The sequence below is a fragment of the Streptomyces filamentosus genome (assembly GCF_014654895.1).
Lineage (GTDB): Bacteria > Actinomycetota > Actinomycetes > Streptomycetales > Streptomycetaceae > Streptomyces > Streptomyces filamentosus.
Genome location: NZ_BNBE01000004.1, coordinates 771,982 through 786,866 on the forward strand (window position 1 = coordinate 771,982; position 14,885 = coordinate 786,866).

The window sequence follows — 14,885 nt, forward strand, 5'->3', positions numbered from 1 at the left end:
TTCCGCCGGGTTTTGAAGTGTCAACTTTACGGAGCGGGGGGCCGCCGCTCCAAACCCGTGCGCGGAGGGTGGTCGAACACACAGTCGCCGCAGAGACCGCCGGACGGGCCGCGGTAGTAGAGGCAGCAGGTGGTGCGGCGCAGCGCGGGGCCGGAGAGGGTGCGGGCCAGGTCGGGGTGGTCGAGCAGGCCGCGGACCAGGGCGGCGGCCCGGGCGGCGGCCCGGGCGTCGCCGTGGGCGCGGGCCCGGCGGATCAGCTCGCGCAGGGCCCCGGCGAGGGCGGATCCGGCGTTGCCCCACAGCAGCCGGGAGGAGATCCGCCCGTCCCGGGCGAGGGCGGCGTGCAGCGGGACGAGGTGCGCCTCCTGGACGGCCTCGCGGAGCGCGGCGACGGTGGCGGGGCGGGTGTCCCTCCCGGCCCACCACAGGTCGTCGGGGGCGGACGGGGCGCCGTCCCAGTGCAGGTCGGCGGGGTCGAGGGCGGGGAAACGGCCGTACAGGACGGCGGGGCCGAGCGCCGTCGACCAGAGGCGGGCGGCGAGCCCGAGGTGGGCGACGGAGGCGGCGACCCGCCGCTCGGACGTCCCGAGCCGGCCGGCGACCAGGTCCACGCGTGCGCGGAGGGGCGCGTCGTCGCCCGCGTAGAGCCGGGCGAGGGGGCGGTGGTCGCCGGCGGGCGGCGGGGCGGTCCGCAGCGCGAAGAAACCGTCCAGCGGGGCGGCCGTGCCGTCGTCGGGCTCCACCCTGTTCCCCCCTCGCTCCCCCGCCGGTACGGCTCCGGCGGCGCGGAGCCACCGTATCCCGCGCCCGTACCGGGGATCTTCCGGTCCAAAGTGGACCGCCCGGAGCGGTGATCGGCTCGGAAAGGGGCGCCTCCCCGGGGGACCGGAGCACGTCGAGTACCGCTCCGGGGGTCCGGTTCCTCCGGTTTCCACCCGCTGTGACCTGCGGGTGTGTACGACCGCGGGTGTACGCGGCGGGCGCGTACTGCGTCGGCGGTACCGGATGAGGGGTCCCTGGGCTGACGACGGGAGCGGCCCGGCGCGCGATCGTGGAGGGTATGAGTCCCCTCCTGCTGTCCGTCCTCCTGTCGCTGGTCTCCGCGGTCGCCTACGCGGGCGCGGCGATCGTGCAGGAGCGGGTCGCGGCGACCGCCGCCGGACCGGCCTACGCGCCGCTGCGCAACCCCGTCTGGTGGGGTGCCGTGCTGCTCACCGGGACGGGCGCGGCCCTGCACGTGGTCGCCCTGGCCTACGGGCCGCTCAGCGTGGTGCAGCCGCTGGGCGCCCTCACCATCGTCTTCGCGCTGCCCATGGCCGCCCTCTTCGTACGCCGCCGGGCCGGGCGGCGGGCCTGGCACGGGGCCCTGATGGCCACGGCCGGGCTGGCGGGCCTGCTCGCCGTGACGGACGGCGGCGAGGGCCGCACCCCCGGCGACGGGGAGCGCTGGCTGCTGGCGGGTGCGGCCTTCGCGGTGGTCGCGGCGCTCTTCTCGCTGGCCCGGCTCGCCGGGCGGTCCGCGCTGCGCGGGGTGGCGCTCGCGGCGGCCGCGGGCGTCGCCTTCGGGGTGGCGTCGGTCTTCACCAAGGCGGTCGCCGAGGAGTGGACGGCGAGCGCCCCGCTCGCCGAGTGGGGGCCCGCGCTGGTCCTGTCGGCGCTGGCGGTCACCGGGCTGCTGCTGTCCCAGGCGTCCTACCGGGGCGCCGGGCTGGCGGCCCCGCTGGCCACGGTGACCGTGGTCAACCCGGTGGTGGCCGCCACCGTCGGCCTCACCCTCTTCGGCGAGGGCTTCCGCCACGGGGCCGCGGGCACGGTCGCGGCGCTGGTGTGCGGCGCGGTCGCGGCGGGCGGCCTGGTCGAGCTGACCCTGGACCGGCTGGCCCGTCCCGGGGCGGACGGGCCCTCGGCGTCAGATGGAGACCCCGCGCGCCCTGAGGTAGGCCAGGGGGTCGATGTCGGAGCCGTACCCGGGACCCGTGCGGATCTCGAAGTGGAGGTGCGGTCCCGAGCTGTTGCCGGTCGATCCTGAGCGCCCGATCCGCTGGCCGCCGGTCACCCGCTGGCCCTCGCGGACGGAGAGGGCGGAGAGGTGGGCGTACTGGCTGTAGCGGCCGTCGTCGTGGCGGACGACGATCTGGTAGCCGTACGCGCCGCCCCAGCCGGCCGAGACGATCCGGCCGTCGGAGACCGCCTTCACGGTGGTGCCGGTGGGCACCGGGAAGTCGACGCCGGTGTGGTAGCCGCTGGACCAGGAGGAGCCGGGCTTGCCGTAACGGGTCCCGATGCCGGCGGAGACCGGGGCGGAGTACCGGTCCTCGACGACCGCGACGGGCTTCGGCCTGGGCTTCGGCTTCGCCTGCTGCGTGGGCCTGGGCTGTGGCTTGGGCTTGGTCTGCGGGGCGGGCTTCGGTTCGGTCCTGGTCTGCGGCTCGGACTTCGTCTGGGCCGTGGGCTTCGGCCTGGGGGCGGGCGGCGTCGCGGGCCGGGGCGCCGGGGACTGGGCCGCCCCGGCCGGGGGCCGGGCGGTCGGGTGCGTGCCGGGCTTCGCGGCCGGTTTCGCGGACGGTCGCGCGGACGGCTTGTGGGCGGCCTCGACGGCCGGGGGCGCGTGGGTCGCGGGCGCGCCGGCGGGCGGGGGCTTCGGGGTCGTGGGCCGGGCGGCGGCCGGGGGCTTCGGGGCCGCCGGGCGGGCGTCCGGGCCGGGCGCGGTGCGCGGCGGGGCGGTGATCTTCAGGGTGAGGCGCTGGCCGGGGTGGATCAGGTCCGGGTCGTCCCCGACGACCTTGCGGTTGATCTCGTACAGGCGCTGCCAGCCGCCGCGGACCCGTTCGTCGCGGGCGATCTCGGAGAGCGAGTCGCCGGGCGTGACGGTGTACATCTCGCGGACGGTGGGGACGGTCGTCGGGCCGGGCTTCGCGGCCGGTCCCTGCGGTAAGGCGCGCTGGGCGGGCAGCGAGGTGGTCCGCACGTCGTTCCCGCCGCCTCCGCCTCCCCCGCTCCCGGTGCTTCCGGTGCTTCCCGTGGCGGGGGCGGGGCCGCCGCGGGCGAGCCCGGCGCGGCTGCCGCAGGCGGGCCAGGCGCCGGGGCCCTGCCCCTTGAGGACCCGCTCGGCGACGGCGACCTGCTGGTCCCTGGAGGCCAGGTCGGCGCGGGGCGCGAACTCGCGGCCGCCGTACGCCTCCCAGGTGGACTGGCTGAACTGGAGGCCGCCGAAGTAGCCGTTCCCCGTGTTGATGTGCCAGGTGGAGGAGGACTCGCAGGACGCGACCTTCTCCCAGACGTCCAGCGAGGCCGCCTGGGCGGCGCCCGCGCCGACGAGCGGCAGGGCGATGCCGGCCCCTCCGGCGGTGACGGTGAGCGAAGCGCGGTTGATCCGGCTCGGCTGGTGGCGGCGGTGACGTCCGCGTACGGCCATGGGCCCCCCTAGAACACAGCGACAGCGGTCCAAGTTACGGGGGTCGCACGCTGTGTGACAAGCCGGACGCGGAACTCCGTCGCCGAGACGGACTCCCGTGCGTCACCCGGCCGTTGACGTCCGGGGCGGTCCTGCGGGGCCGGGCTGCGGCTGGGGTTCCGGAGGGGGCACGGGCCCGCCGGGCTGCGGGGGCGCGGGAGGCGGCGGTGCGGGCACCGGGCTCGGCGGCGGGGGCGCGGGCTCCGGCGGCGGCACCGGATTCGGCGGCGGCACCGGCGGGGGCGCGGGCTCCGGAGGCGGGATCGGCGAGGGGGGCAGGGGATCGGGGTACGGAGGACGGGTCATGACGGACCTCCCGGTCGACGGCCCCCCGCTCTCTCCCTCCAGGGTGGCACCGGCGGCGGCGCTCCCGCCCGCGCGCGCCGCCGTACGGGTCATCCGGCGGTCGCGCGCGGGCGGGGCCTCACCACAGTCCGGGAGTGGCGGCCAGCTGCCGCCGGGCCGCCCCGACCACCTCGTCGGAGGGCAGCGGGGCCTCGTCGGGATGGCGCTCGGCCCACTTGGCGGCGTAGGGGCAGAGCGGCACGACGGGAACGCCCTCGCGGGCGGCCATCGCATAGAGCTCGCGGACGAGCGCGCCCGCGATGCCCCGGCCCTCGTGGTCGGCGTCGACGACCGTGTGGACGGCGACGAGGGCGTGCGGCTCCTCGTCGAGGGCGAAGTAGACGATCACGCCGGCGAAGACGCCGTCGACGTGCGCCTCCAGCCGTCCCTCCTGCCGGACGTCGTGGATGGCCGGCTCGGCCGTCTGCCGCTCTGCCATGCGGTGCGCTCCTCGGTCAGACCGGTGCCGGCACCGCGTGCGGCGGACGCACGGTGTCGCTGCCGGGCACGGGCGCCGCGGTGTCGGCGCCCAGTTCCACGATGCGGTTCTCCGCGTCGACGTGCACGACGCGCGGCACGTACGCGCGCGCCTCGGCGTCGTCCATCTGCGCGTAACTGATGAGGATCACCAGGTCCCCGGGATGGACCAGATGGGCGGCGGCGCCGTTGATCCCGACGACGCCCGAGCCCCGCTCCCCCTCGATGACGTAGGTCTCCAGGCGGGCGCCGTTGGTGATGTCGACGATGTGGACGAGCTCGCCGGGCAGCAGATCGGCGGCGTCCAGCAGATCGGCGTCGACGGTGACGGAACCGACGTAGTGCAGGTCCGCCTGGGTGACGGTGGCCCGGTGGATCTTGGACTTGAACAGAGTGCGCAGCACTGTGGACTCCTCTGAGACGGCTCCCTGCCTGCTTCGTGCAGGTCAAGGGCGGCCTCAACCCTACACCGGCGCCCTCGGACGCCTTCGGGGTCCGAGGGCGCGGCATGGCGACCGACCGACTCGGCCGGGCACGGCGGGGATGCGGAATCCGGAGGCGAGCCGGGCGGGGGTGTCACCGCGTCGCGGATGGGCCGGGGCGGGCAGGGCCCGGCGGTCGGGCGTCGCCGTCGGGTACGGGTCTCCCCCGCCGGGCAGCGAGGCGTCCGGCCGGGCGCCGCAGGGTGCGGCGGGGCAGGTCGGTCGACGACGGGCGGACGAGCGCGCGAAGCCCCTGCGCGGGTCGGGCCGGTCACGCTCCGTCCCGCAAGGGCTCCTGACGGGGCTCGGCACCTTTCCGGTCGTCCCCTCCCGCCGGCTCCACCGCCGTGGCTGGATCTTGATGATTGTTAAGATCCGGTCATGGCGGAAAATCATGTGGTGGCCGTGCTGGCGTTCGACGGGATGGCGCCCTTCGAGTTGGGCGTGGTGGTGGAGGTCTTCGGCCTGTCCCGGCCCGAGCTGGGGGACCTGCCCTGGTACGAGCTGCGGGTGTGCGCCGAGGAGCCCGACCGGGACCTGCGGGCGGTCGGGGGGTTCACGGTGCGCGTCGAGCACGGGCTCGACGCGCTGGCCGGGGCGGACACGGTCATCGTGCCGGGGGTGGCCGAAGCCGGGGCGGAGGTCTCGCCCGCCCTGGTCGAAGCGCTGCTGCGGGCCCACGCGCGGGGGGCTCGCCTGGTGTCGATCTGCTCGGGGGCGTTCGCGCTGGCCGCGACCGGTCTGCTGGAAGGCCGACGCGCCACCACCCACTGGCGGTACGCCCGCACGCTTGCCGAACGGCATCCCGGGATCGAGGTCGACCCCGACGTGCTGTACGTCGACAACGGCGACGTCCTCAGCAGCGCGGGCAGCGCGGCCGGCATCGACCTGTGCCTCTACCTGGTCCGGGCCGATCACGGTGCGGCCGTCGCCAACGCGGTGGCGCGCCGCTTCGTCGTCCCTCCGCACCGCGAGGGCGGGCAGGCCCAGTTCATCGAGGCGGCGGTGGGAGACGTCGGCCCCGAGGCCGACGGCGTCGCGCAGAGCATGAACTGGGCGCTGCGCCACCTGCGCACGCCGCTGTCCGTGTCCGCCCTGGCCCGGGCCGCGGGGATGTCGGAACGCTCGTACTTGCGGCACTTCGCCCGCCGCAACGGCGTGAGTCCGATGCGCTGGGTCATCGCCCAGCGGGTGGCGGCCAGCCTGCCGCTGCTCGAGTCCGGCGAGGGCACCGTGGACGAGGTCTCCGCCGCGGTCGGCTTCGACAGCACCGCGACGTACCGGCACCACTTCACCCGCCAGATGCGCACGACGCCGACGGCCTACCGCAAGACGTTCACCCGCGCCCCCGCGCGCCCCTAGGGCCGCTCCGCGCGACTGGCGGGATCTTGGGGACTTCGGGCGTTCACGCCACTCGTGGGACGCGCCCGGGAACCGGAGGATGGAGTCGTCGCCGACCGGGGAAACCCGGCGCGGCTCACCGGAACCCGTCCCGACCAGCGAGAACAAGAGGTGTCCGCCGCATGTCCGCCACCGCTTCCACCGAGATCACCAGTGCCGTCCTGAGCGTGCCCGCCGCCGCTCCGGCCGAGGCCGCCGCCCACTACGCCGCCCGCCTCGCCTTCGAGGCGGACGTCTCCGACGTCCACGCCGACCTGGAGTCCGGCGCACCCGGCGTCGTGGTGGTCGACACCCGCAGCCGTGCCGGCTGGGACCAGGGCCACATCCCCGGCGCCCTCCACATCCCCACCGCGCAGATCGCCGAGCTGGCGCCGCGGCTGATCGACCCGAGCCTGACCGTGGTGACCTACTGCTGGGGCCCCGGCTGCAACGGCGCGACCCGCGCGGCACTGGCCTTCGCCCGGCTGGGCCACCAGGTCAAGGAAATGATCGGCGGCTTCGAGTACTGGGTGCGCGAGGGCTTCGCCTACGACTCCGCCACCGGTGTCGGGCAGCGCCCTGTCGACGACCTGACCGCCCCGCGCTCGGGCATCTCCTGCGCATGCTGAGGAACACCGCACGGCCGGGCGGCGTGATCCGTCCGGCCACCGCGGCAGACCTGCCGGCGGTGGCCCGCCTGTGCGCCGCCCACGCCGCCTTCGAGCGTGCCGAACCCGTCCCCGCCGATCTCGCCACCCGCCTGGAACCCGTGCTGTTCTCGGCACGTCCGAGGGCCTGGTGCCTCGTGGTCGACCACGGAGGCGAACTGATCGGCTACGCCACCTGCTCCCTGGAGTTCTCCACCTGGCAGGCGACCGACCACGTCCACCTGGACTGTCTGTTCGTCACCGAAGCGCACCGGGGAGAGGGGTGGGGGCGCGCCCTGCTCGACGCCGTGAAGGACGCGGCGGCGGCACGCGGAGTCGCCCACGTGGAGTGGCAGACGCCCGACTGGAACACCGACGCCATCCGTTTCTACCACCGCGCGGGAGCCCGGGCCCGGCCCAAGGTCAGGTTCTCGCTCCCCACCCGCCCGGCAGAGACCTGACCCGAGCGCCGGCGGGCGATCACGCCGCCCGGCACCTCGCCGGCATGCGCCACCGAGCGGGCTCCTGGCCGAGCCCGTGGGCGAAGTCCCTTCCGGGAAGGACGTCCCGCCGCCGGAAGGCGGGGACGTCTGCGCCGAGCGCCTGTGCCGCGGTTCGCCGCGGCTCCTACACCAGTTCCAGGAGGCGCTCGCAGGCGTCGGCGCATGCCGTGGCGGCCTGGACGCAGAGACGGCAATGGGCGTGCATCACCTCGTGCTCCCGGCATTCCCGCTCGCAGCGCAGGCAGGCGCTCGTGCAGCTCTGGAGCAGGGCGATCAGGGCGGCGCGGTCGTCGTGACCGCTCTGGCGCAGCAGGGTCGTGGCCGTGAGCGCGCACGTCGACGCGCAGTGCTCGGCGGCCGCCGCGGCTCTGGACAGGGCGGCGGGATCGTCCTCGGAGAGGCAGCCGTCGGCGCAGGCCGTGCAGGCGGCCACGCAGTCCAGCGCCGCCCGCACGGCGCGGGCGAGGGCCCGGCGCCGCGCCTCGGGGGGCGGAGCCGGATGGGCTTCGAGCAGTTCGTCGACGTCGGGCACGGGCGTATCGCTCCTGTCGGGGGGCGGAGGAAGGGGTCATTCGTCGATGACGTGGACGGCGGCCTCCTCGGCGGAGGCCGCGCCGCCGTCCAGGCCGGCGTCCTGGGCTTCCATGGCCGTCCAGTCCTCGCTCCCGGGGTCCTCGTCCGAGGAGACGAGGCGGCCGGCGCGCCGGCCGCCGACCTCGCCGTCCAGGGCCTCTCCGTCGGTGTCCGGGGCGTCGCCGATGCCGTCGCCGTCGGGCACCGTCAGGTCGGGCACTTCCTCGGCCAGGCGTTCGTCGAGGGTCTCGCCCCGCTCCTGCTCCTCGGCGGTCTCGCCGGTGTGACCGGCGCCCCAGGGCCGGTCGGGGGGCGAGTAGCCCGCGTCGTAGGGGTCGTCGAGAGGGCCGTCGAGGGTGTCCCCCGCGTCCAGCAGGCCCTCGTCGTCCTGGGTCTCGCTGCCGTCGGGCTGGTAGACGTCGTCGCCCCGGGCGTCGTTCTCCGTCATGGTGGTCCTTTCTGCCGAGACCCCCGCTCCGTCCGCTCATCGTGGCCGACGCCCCGGGCCCCCGCCACCGGCGGCACCGGGGCCCGGTCCTTCCCGGGGTACGGCTTCCCTCCGCCGTTCAGGTGAGGTCGTCCACCCCGCGCCGGCGGCGATGGGGCGGCGGTCACCGACGGGCAGGTCATGGCTCCCCCGTCCGGTCGGACGGGCTCCAGGACGGGGACGGCGGCAGCGGGAACCGGAAGGCGCCCCGGCCGGTGCCGAGCTGGAGCCAGAGGTGGCCGGGGTGGGTGACCACGCGCAGGGCGAGCTGCGCGCATCCCGGACAGCGGCCGGTGAGACCGGGTTCGGGGCCGTAGACGTGCAGCCCGCCGACCGGGGACGCGGTGCGGCAGTCGGGACACGTCCACCAGGCCGTGGTGGGGTCGAGCGCGAAGACCTGGGCGAGCGGGCCGGCGAGACAGTTGCCGTCGAGGTGGTGGGCAGGGTGCTGGTTCACGGTGGTGTCCCTCGTGGTCGCGGGGGAGGAAGAGGTCGTACGCGCGTGCGCGTGCGGGGTCCGGGCAGCGGCGCGGGCGGCGGCGTCCACCTGGGCCCGTACGTGCGTGCGCGTGGGGCTCAGCCGAAACGTTCGGTGCGGATGGAGCCCGGCGGGTGTCCGCGGGACTGGAGGAGGGCGGTGGCGTGTTCGACGAATCCGGTCGGCCCGCAGACGTAGCAGCGGGTCTCCGGGGACGCGGGCAGGCCCTCCAGGTCGTCGGGGGCGAGGCGGTGGGCCGGGCGGTCCCCGCCCGGTGGTGCCTGGCGCGTGTAGAGGAGGCGGACGTCCTCGGTTCCCGTCGGGTCGGCGAGCTCCTTCGCGTACCAGAGTTCGTCCGGGGCGCGCACCGAGCAGAGCAGCGCGCAGGGATCGCCGGTGGCGCCGGCCGCGCGCCGGGCCCGGAGCATCGCCATGAGGGGGACGACGCCGCAGCCGCCGGCGACGAGGAGCAGCGGGCCCCGGTCCTCCGGAGTCCACACGAACCAGCCGCCCAGCGGTCCCTTGACCTCGACCTCGGCGCCGAGGGGCAGGATCTCGTTCAGGTACGGGGAGACCTCGCCGTCGGGCGCGGTCTGCACGCCCAGTTCGACGGTCTCGCCGGCGGCGGGCGCCGCCAGGGAGTAGCTGCGGACGGCCTGGTAGCCGTCGTCCGCGGTCAGACGGACGTCGAGGTGCTGGCCGGGCCGGTGGCCGGGCCAGCCGGGCACGTCGAAGCGGAGGGTGCGGCCGGTCGTCGTCTGTCCCTCGCGCGAGGTCAGCCGCGCTCTCCACCAGCCGCCCGAGGGGCCCCGGCCGGGCGTCGGGGCGCTCATGCGTCGTTCCAGTAGCGCTGCTCGCGCCAGGGGTCGCCGTAGTCGTGGTAGCCGGCCCGCTCCCAGAACCCCGGCTCGTCCTCGGTGGTGAAGCGCAGGCCCTTCACCCATTTGGCCGACTTCCAGAAGTACAGGTGGGGGATCAGCAGCCGGGCGGGGCCGCCGTGGTCCGGCGACAGCGGATAGCCGTCGAAGGAGTGGACGAGCCAGGCCCTGCCCCCCGTGACGTCCGCACGGGGCAGGTTGGTGGTGTAGCCGTCGAAGGACTCCGCGACGACGAATCCGGCGGAGGTCTCCACCCCGGCGGCCAGGACGTCCAGGGAGACGCCCTCCCACCGGGTGTCGAACTTGGACCACCGCGTCACGCAGTGGATGTCGACGACCGGCTGCTCCTGCGGGAGCGCCCTCATCTCGTCCCACGTCCAGCTCCGGCTCCCGCCGTTCTCGCCGGTGACGGTGAAGGACCAGCGGTCCGTGGGCACGTGCGGGGTGGGCCCGGCGGAGAGCACCGGGAACGACTCCGTGGGGTACTGCCCCGGGGGCAGGCGCTCCACGAGGCTTCGGCTGCCGCGGCCGTGGAAACCGGGGGACAGACTGGCCATCGGGGCTACTCCTCCCGCTCGAAGTCGGCTTCGGCCCGCTCGGCGCCGGGGTACGACCGGGCATGCGCGCAGAGATCGCGGACGAACTCCCGGGCACGGTCGGGCGCGGTGCCGGGGCCGGAGGACGACGGGATCCGGGTCCACGCGTCGTGGGGGTCGTCGGTCATGGTGTCTCCTTGGCGGCCCGGCCGTCGGGCCGGGCTTCGGGACGGGGACGGCTCGCCGGCTCACCGGCTCACCGGCTCACGGCGGGGGCCGGGCCGCGTCGGCACGGCCCGGCCCCCGGGGCCCCGTCCGGGGCGTGGTGCGGTCAGTCGTCGTGGAGGGCGTCGCGCAGGGCGTCGACGGCGAGCTTGCGCGCCACGTTCGCCGCCCGGGTGTCGCGCAGGCTGTCCAGGAGCAGGAAGTCGTGGACCATGCCCGCCACCCGGACCGAGGTCACGTCGACGCCGGCCTCACGGAGCTTGTTGGCGTACTTCTCGCCCTCGTCCCGCAGGACGTCCGCCTCGTCGGTGATGACCAGGGTCGGGGGCAGGCCCCTGAGCTGGTCGAGCGTCGACCGCAGCGGCGAGGCGTAGTGCTGGAGCCGCTCGGCGGGGTCGGTGGTGTACGCGTCCCAGAACCACTTCATGCCGTCGCGGGTGAGGTAGTAGCCCTCCGCGAACTGCAGGTACGACGGCGTGTCGAAGTCCGCGTCGGTCACCGGGTAGAGCAGGACCTGGGCCTTCAGGCCGAGACCGTCCTCGCGCTCCTTGTTCATCAGCGCGAAGACCGCGGACATGCAGCCGCCCACGGACTCGCCGGTGACCGCCACCCGCGAGGTGTCCATGCCGTGGTCCGCGCCGTTCTTCCGCACCCACTGGCCCACCGCGTAGTTCTGCTCCACCTGGGTCGGGTACTTCGCCTCCGGCGCCCGGTCGTACACCGGGAAGACGCCCACCGCGCCCGCTCCCACGACGAGCTCGCGGAAGAGGCGGTCGTGGGTTTTGTCGTCGCCGAAGACCCAGCCGGCCCCGTGGATGTAGACGATGACGGGCAGCGGCCCGGTGACGCCCTTCGGGCGGATGATCCGGGTGCGGACCGTGCCCCACTCACCGGCGTCGACCTCCACCCACTCCTCGTCCACCTCCGGCCGGGACACCCCCTCACCGCTCTGCAGACCGGCCAGGATGTCCCGCCCCTGCTCCGGCGGAACCTCGTAGATCCTCGGATGCGGATCCGTCGCCTCGGCGAGCTCCCTCGCGGCCGGCTCCAGATAGGGCGTGACAGGCGGGGGCAACTGCGTCATGTGCGCTCCAGGCTGTTCGTGGCCCCAGGACGGGGCTCGGCCCCCCTTGGCGATCTCCCCGCACTCCATGGTGCCCGCTCGGGGCGGCGGCGCAAGCCGACGGTCGAACTCGCGTCCGACAGTGAGCCCTTTCCAACCTGGCGTCACCGAAGGGGCGTTGGGCAGACCTACGGAACGGGAAACCCTGGTGGGCGCGGGGGCATACGGTTCGCCCATGCCCTCCGACAGTTCCGCTCCACACCACAGTGCCCCCTGCGGCATCCCCCCTGCCCTGCCCACCTCCGCCAAGCGGGTGATCGCGGGGGCGTCCCTGTGGTGGTCGGCGTCGCCCGTCGCCTTCGTTCTCTCCACCGCCGTCGGCCTCGGCTCGCGCGATCGCGATCCGTTCTGGGAGCTCGTCTCCGTCATGCTGCTGTGGTCGGGCCTCGGCGGCATGGTGGTCGCCCCCGCCGTCGGGCTCCTGGTCGCCTTCCGGTCACGGCAGCGGCCGGCCCGCCGGCGCTTTGCGATCATGGGTGCGGTGTCCCTCGCCGTGTGCGCCCTCGCTCTGCTCTTCTGGGAGTTCGCCATGGAGTGCGCACCCGGCCACGTGTGCTGACAGCGGGCCTTCCTGAGCCGGTTCCGCCGAGCGCGCGTCGGGCGCGTCTGCGCACCAGTGCGCGGCACCGTGGAGGCTTCCGAAACGGCTCCCTGCCTGCTTCGTACAGGTCGAGGGCGGCTCCGCCCCTGCACCGACACCCCCGTCCGGGGCCGGTGGGGAGGATCGCCCCGGTCGGGTCGGACGGCTTCCCGTCCGAGGTGTCGCGCCGCTCCGGGGCCTGGGGGACGCCCGCCCCGTCCTCAGTGGTGGGCGTGGCCGGGGGCCCGCCGGACGCCGACGAGGGCCAGGACGGCGCCGGCCACACAGAGGACTCCTGCGGTCAGGACGGCCGTGTGGACGCCGTTCATGAAGGCGTGGTGGCTGCCTTCGACGATCGCCGACGCGAGCTGCGCGGGCGTGTCGGCGGTGACGGGCGCGACGCCCATGGACACCGCGTCCTTCGCCTCCAGCAGTGCGGTGGCGGCAGGGGCGGGCACTCCTGCGGCGGTGAGTTCGCCGGTGAGGGTGGTGCCGACGCGGCCGGCGATGAGGGACACGAGGACGGAGGTGCCGAGGGCTCCGCCGATCTGGAGGGCGGTGGCCTGGAGCCCGCCGGCGACGCCGGCGTCCCTGACGGGGGCGTTGCCGACGATGGCGTCGGAGGAGGAGGCCATGACCATGCCGACGCCGAGGCCGAGGGCGAGGAACGGCGGCCACATCAGGCCGTAGGCGCTGTGGGCGTCCCAGGCGAGCATGGCGAAGCACGCGACGGCCTGGAGCGCCATGCCGAGGGGCATGGTCAGGCGCGGTCCGTACTTGTCCGTGAGGGCGGCGCCGAGCGGGGAGGCGACGACGGACGCGAGGCTGAGGGGGAGGGTCCGGACGCCCGCCTCGACCGGGGTGAAGCCGCGGACGTTCTGCAGGTAGATCATGACGAAGAAGATCACGCCGAGCAGGACGAAGAAGTTCAGCGCGGTGATGACCGTGCCGATGGTCAGGGCCGGGTTGCGGAACAGGCGCACGGGCAGCAGCGGCGAGGCGACCCGGGTCTGCCACCGGCCGAAGAACACCAGGAGCAGCAGGCCGGCGCCGATGGCGCCGAGGGTGCCGGCGGAGGCCCAGCCCCAGGTCTCCCCCTTGACCACGCCGAAGACGAGCACGAGGAGTCCCAGGGCGAGCAGGACGACGCCGGGCACGTCGAACCTCTCCCGCGCGGCGTGGTCGTTCCGGCTCTGCGGGAGGACGGCCGCGCTGAAGACGAGGGCGATGACGCCGATGGGGGCGTTGACGTAGAAGACGGACTCCCAGCTGACGTGCTGGACGAGGAGTCCGCCGACGATGGGGCCGAGGGCGGTGGAGACCGAGGAGACCATGGCCCAGATGCCGACGGCCATGCCGAACTTCTTCGGCGGGAAGACGGCGCGCAGCAGGCCCAGGGTGTTGGGCATCAGCAGGGCGCCGAAGAAGCCCTGCACGGCCCGGAAGGCGATGACGCCCTCGATGGAACCGGCCAGGCCGATGGCGACCGAGGCCAGGGTGAAGCCGGCCACGCCGACCAGGTAGAAGGTGCGGCGGCCGAAGCGGTCGCCGAGCTTGCCGCCGAGGATGAGGGCGGCGGCGAGGGCGAGGAGGTAGGAGTTGGTGACCCATTGCAGGTCGGAGGTGGAGGCGTGGAGGTCGCGGCCGATCTCGGGATTGGCGATCGAGACGACGGAACCGTCGAGTCCGACCATGAACAGGCCGAAGGCGACGGCGGCCAGGGTCAGCCACGGGTTGGAGCGGCGGTCGCGCGCCTTCGCGGCGGGCGGGGAGTGGGACGGTTCGGCCAGGGTGCCGGCGGGGGCCATGGGTGTGTTCTTTCGTCGTGAGCGTCGCGAGGAGACGCCGGGGCGGCGCACGGCGCCCCCGGGGGGGGCGACCGGCTGTGACCGGCGGGGAGGAAGAAGAAAGGAAGCAGAGACGGCGTGAAGGAGCCGGTGCGCTCATCGGGCACGCCGCGGTCCGGTGGGCACGCCGGGACCCGGGGTCCCGAGGCTCCGAGGCTCCGAGGCTCCGAGGCTCCGAGGCTCCGGAGAAGGGTCAGCGCGCGGTGTGCAGGCGCTCGCCGAGTGCCTGGAGGGACCCCAGGGCGGAGCCGAGGGCGTCGAGTTCGCCGTCGGTCATCGTCCGCAGGGCCTGCGCGGCGCGGTCTCCCATGAGTCGCGTGACCTCGCCGACGCGCTGTCGCGCGGCCGGGGTGAGGTGCAGGTGGGCGATCCGCTTGTCCGCGCCGTCCTGACGGCGTTCGAGGAGCCCCTGCTCGGTGAGCTGGGTGACCAGGGCGCTGACGTTGTTCGGCTTCATCCGCACCGCTTCGGCGGCCTCACGGACCGTGGTGCCGCCGTGGGTCTCGACGTACCGCAGCAGCGCGAGCTGGGCGTCGGAGGGCTTGGGGTGCGGATAGCTCCGGTCGACGTGCCGTTCGAAGGCCCGGGTCAGCGCGGGCAGGCACGCCGCGAGGCCGAGGGCCAGGCGGTCGATGTCCTGGGGGGACGCGCTGTTCGGGGGCACGCGGGGACTTTAGCTATGCAGAAATACCTATGTCAAAGGATTCATTGCCTCGGACAGCTCGGGGAGGGGCCGAGCCGTCCGCACCGGCCCGGTACACGGAGACCCTGCCGCCGCCCCGCGGTGCCCCCTTCCGGCTCCCCCCGTCGGCGGCGGGCCGGGTTCACCCGCCCGGCCGCGCGTGCGGTCGCGGAGACGGGGTACGCGCA

General features: G+C 75.0%; 18 protein-coding genes. 5 read left to right on the forward strand and 13 right to left on the reverse strand.

Features of this window, described 5'->3' with window-relative positions; all coding sequences use genetic code 11:
* Positions 1-26: 26 nt before the first annotated feature.
* Complete coding sequence (locus IE326_RS37310) at positions 27-743, reverse strand: IucA/IucC family C-terminal-domain containing protein (protein ID WP_190044728.1); 717 nt, start codon at positions 741-743, stop codon at positions 27-29.
* 317 nt (positions 744-1,060) lie between these two features.
* On the opposite strand from IE326_RS37310, the gene IE326_RS37315 reads away from it, so the two are divergent.
* A complete protein-coding gene (locus tag IE326_RS37315) occupies positions 1,061-2,029 on the forward strand; it encodes a DMT family transporter (RefSeq protein WP_190044729.1) in 969 nt (322 codons plus the stop codon).
* On the opposite strand, the gene IE326_RS37320 is transcribed toward IE326_RS37315, so the two are convergent.
* The 3 genes from IE326_RS37320 to panD all read right to left on the reverse strand — a co-directional run bounded on the left by IE326_RS37320 (position 1,910) and on the right by panD (position 4,680).
* A complete protein-coding gene (locus IE326_RS37320; RefSeq protein ID WP_190044730.1) occupies positions 1,910-3,415 on the reverse strand; it encodes a transglycosylase family protein in 1,506 nt (501 codons plus the stop codon). The two genes, IE326_RS37315 and IE326_RS37320, sit on opposite strands and share 120 nt — an antisense overlap.
* Before the next feature lie 463 nt (positions 3,416-3,878).
* The gene (locus IE326_RS37325) at positions 3,879-4,238 is read right to left on the reverse strand and encodes a GNAT family N-acetyltransferase (RefSeq protein WP_150234354.1); all 360 of its coding nucleotides are present in this window, start codon (positions 4,236-4,238) and stop codon (positions 3,879-3,881) included.
* A 16-nt stretch (positions 4,239-4,254) separates the two neighbouring features.
* Positions 4,255-4,680 (reverse strand): aspartate 1-decarboxylase, encoded by a 426-nt coding sequence (gene panD, locus IE326_RS37330; protein WP_030752694.1) that lies wholly within the window; start codon positions 4,678-4,680, stop codon positions 4,255-4,257.
* Positions 4,681-5,139: 459 nt separating this feature from the next.
* On the opposite strand from panD, the gene IE326_RS37335 reads away from it, so the two are divergent.
* The 3 genes from IE326_RS37335 to IE326_RS37345 all read left to right on the forward strand — a co-directional run bounded on the left by IE326_RS37335 (position 5,140) and on the right by IE326_RS37345 (position 7,246).
* The gene (locus IE326_RS37335) at positions 5,140-6,120 is read left to right on the forward strand and encodes a helix-turn-helix domain-containing protein (RefSeq protein WP_190044731.1); all 981 of its coding nucleotides are present in this window, start codon (positions 5,140-5,142) and stop codon (positions 6,118-6,120) included.
* A gap of 161 nt (positions 6,121-6,281) precedes the next feature.
* Positions 6,282-6,767 (forward strand): rhodanese-like domain-containing protein, encoded by a 486-nt coding sequence (locus IE326_RS37340; protein WP_150234358.1) that lies wholly within the window; start codon positions 6,282-6,284, stop codon positions 6,765-6,767.
* Positions 6,761-7,246, forward strand: coding sequence for a GNAT family N-acetyltransferase (locus IE326_RS37345; RefSeq protein ID WP_190044732.1), 486 nt, complete (start codon positions 6,761-6,763; stop codon positions 7,244-7,246). Before IE326_RS37340 ends, IE326_RS37345 begins: the two co-directional genes overlap by 7 nt.
* 166 nt (positions 7,247-7,412) lie before the next feature.
* Here the strand turns inward: IE326_RS37345 and IE326_RS37350 are convergent, their stop codons facing one another.
* The 7 genes from IE326_RS37350 to IE326_RS37380 form a co-directional block, all read right to left on the reverse strand.
* On the reverse strand, positions 7,413-7,820 hold the full coding sequence (locus IE326_RS37350; RefSeq protein ID WP_190044733.1) for a four-helix bundle copper-binding protein: 408 nt from the start codon (positions 7,818-7,820) through the stop codon (positions 7,413-7,415).
* A gap of 36 nt (positions 7,821-7,856) precedes the next feature.
* A complete protein-coding gene (locus IE326_RS37355) occupies positions 7,857-8,309 on the reverse strand; it encodes a DUF5709 domain-containing protein (protein WP_150234364.1) in 453 nt (150 codons plus the stop codon).
* Between the two features lie 178 nt (positions 8,310-8,487).
* Positions 8,488-8,805, reverse strand: coding sequence for a DUF6510 family protein (locus tag IE326_RS37360; RefSeq protein WP_190044734.1), 318 nt, complete (start codon positions 8,803-8,805; stop codon positions 8,488-8,490).
* 119 nt (positions 8,806-8,924) lie between these two features.
* A complete protein-coding gene (locus tag IE326_RS37365) occupies positions 8,925-9,659 on the reverse strand; it encodes an FAD-binding oxidoreductase (RefSeq protein WP_190044735.1) in 735 nt (244 codons plus the stop codon).
* Positions 9,656-10,261, reverse strand: coding sequence for a sulfite oxidase-like oxidoreductase (locus tag IE326_RS37370; RefSeq protein WP_150234370.1), 606 nt, complete (start codon positions 10,259-10,261; stop codon positions 9,656-9,658). Before IE326_RS37370 ends, IE326_RS37365 begins: the two co-directional genes overlap by 4 nt.
* Positions 10,262-10,266: 5 nt before the next feature.
* The gene (locus IE326_RS37375; protein ID WP_190044736.1) at positions 10,267-10,428 is read right to left on the reverse strand and encodes a hypothetical protein; all 162 of its coding nucleotides are present in this window, start codon (positions 10,426-10,428) and stop codon (positions 10,267-10,269) included.
* 143 nt (positions 10,429-10,571) lie between these two features.
* Positions 10,572-11,549, reverse strand: coding sequence for an alpha/beta hydrolase (locus IE326_RS37380; RefSeq protein ID WP_150234372.1), 978 nt, complete (start codon positions 11,547-11,549; stop codon positions 10,572-10,574).
* Positions 11,550-11,763: 214 nt separating this feature from the next.
* Here IE326_RS37380 and IE326_RS37385 point away from each other — a divergent pair, with 214 nt between their 5' ends.
* Positions 11,764-12,147 (forward strand): hypothetical protein, encoded by a 384-nt coding sequence (locus tag IE326_RS37385; protein ID WP_190044737.1) that lies wholly within the window; start codon positions 11,764-11,766, stop codon positions 12,145-12,147.
* 242 nt (positions 12,148-12,389) lie between these two features.
* On the opposite strand, the gene IE326_RS37390 is transcribed toward IE326_RS37385, so the two are convergent.
* Both IE326_RS37390 and IE326_RS37395 read right to left on the reverse strand, forming a co-directional pair.
* On the reverse strand, positions 12,390-13,976 hold the full coding sequence (locus tag IE326_RS37390; protein ID WP_190044738.1) for an MFS transporter: 1,587 nt from the start codon (positions 13,974-13,976) through the stop codon (positions 12,390-12,392).
* 232 nt (positions 13,977-14,208) lie between these two features.
* On the reverse strand, positions 14,209-14,679 hold the full coding sequence (locus IE326_RS37395) for a MarR family winged helix-turn-helix transcriptional regulator (protein WP_190044739.1): 471 nt from the start codon (positions 14,677-14,679) through the stop codon (positions 14,209-14,211).
* Positions 14,680-14,885 lie beyond the last annotated feature (206 nt).

Bases quoted from the DNA above. Each gene is read 5' to 3' on its own strand.
- IE326_RS37315 (WP_190044729.1), top strand. From the start codon at position 1,061: ATGAGTCCCCTCCTGCTGTCCGTCCTCCTGTCGCTGGTCTCCGCGGTC.
- IE326_RS37320 (WP_190044730.1), bottom strand. From the start codon at position 3,415: ATGGCCGTACGCGGACGTCACCGCCGCCACCAGCCGAGCCGGATCAAC.
- IE326_RS37325 (WP_150234354.1), bottom strand. From the start codon at position 4,238: ATGGCAGAGCGGCAGACGGCCGAGCCGGCCATCCACGACGTCCGGCAG.
- IE326_RS37335 (WP_190044731.1), top strand. From the start codon at position 5,140: ATGGCGGAAAATCATGTGGTGGCCGTGCTGGCGTTCGACGGGATGGCG.
- IE326_RS37340 (WP_150234358.1), top strand. From the start codon at position 6,282: ATGTCCGCCACCGCTTCCACCGAGATCACCAGTGCCGTCCTGAGCGTG.
- IE326_RS37345 (WP_190044732.1), top strand. From the start codon at position 6,761: ATGCTGAGGAACACCGCACGGCCGGGCGGCGTGATCCGTCCGGCCACC.
- IE326_RS37355 (WP_150234364.1), bottom strand. From the start codon at position 8,309: ATGACGGAGAACGACGCCCGGGGCGACGACGTCTACCAGCCCGACGGC.
- IE326_RS37365 (WP_190044735.1), bottom strand. From the start codon at position 9,659: ATGAGCGCCCCGACGCCCGGCCGGGGCCCCTCGGGCGGCTGGTGGAGA.
- IE326_RS37370 (WP_150234370.1), bottom strand. From the start codon at position 10,261: ATGGCCAGTCTGTCCCCCGGTTTCCACGGCCGCGGCAGCCGAAGCCTC.
- IE326_RS37375 (WP_190044736.1), bottom strand. From the start codon at position 10,428: ATGACCGACGACCCCCACGACGCGTGGACCCGGATCCCGTCGTCCTCC.
- IE326_RS37380 (WP_150234372.1), bottom strand. From the start codon at position 11,549: ATGACGCAGTTGCCCCCGCCTGTCACGCCCTATCTGGAGCCGGCCGCG.
- IE326_RS37385 (WP_190044737.1), top strand. From the start codon at position 11,764: ATGCCCTCCGACAGTTCCGCTCCACACCACAGTGCCCCCTGCGGCATC.
- IE326_RS37390 (WP_190044738.1), bottom strand. From the start codon at position 13,976: ATGGCCCCCGCCGGCACCCTGGCCGAACCGTCCCACTCCCCGCCCGCC.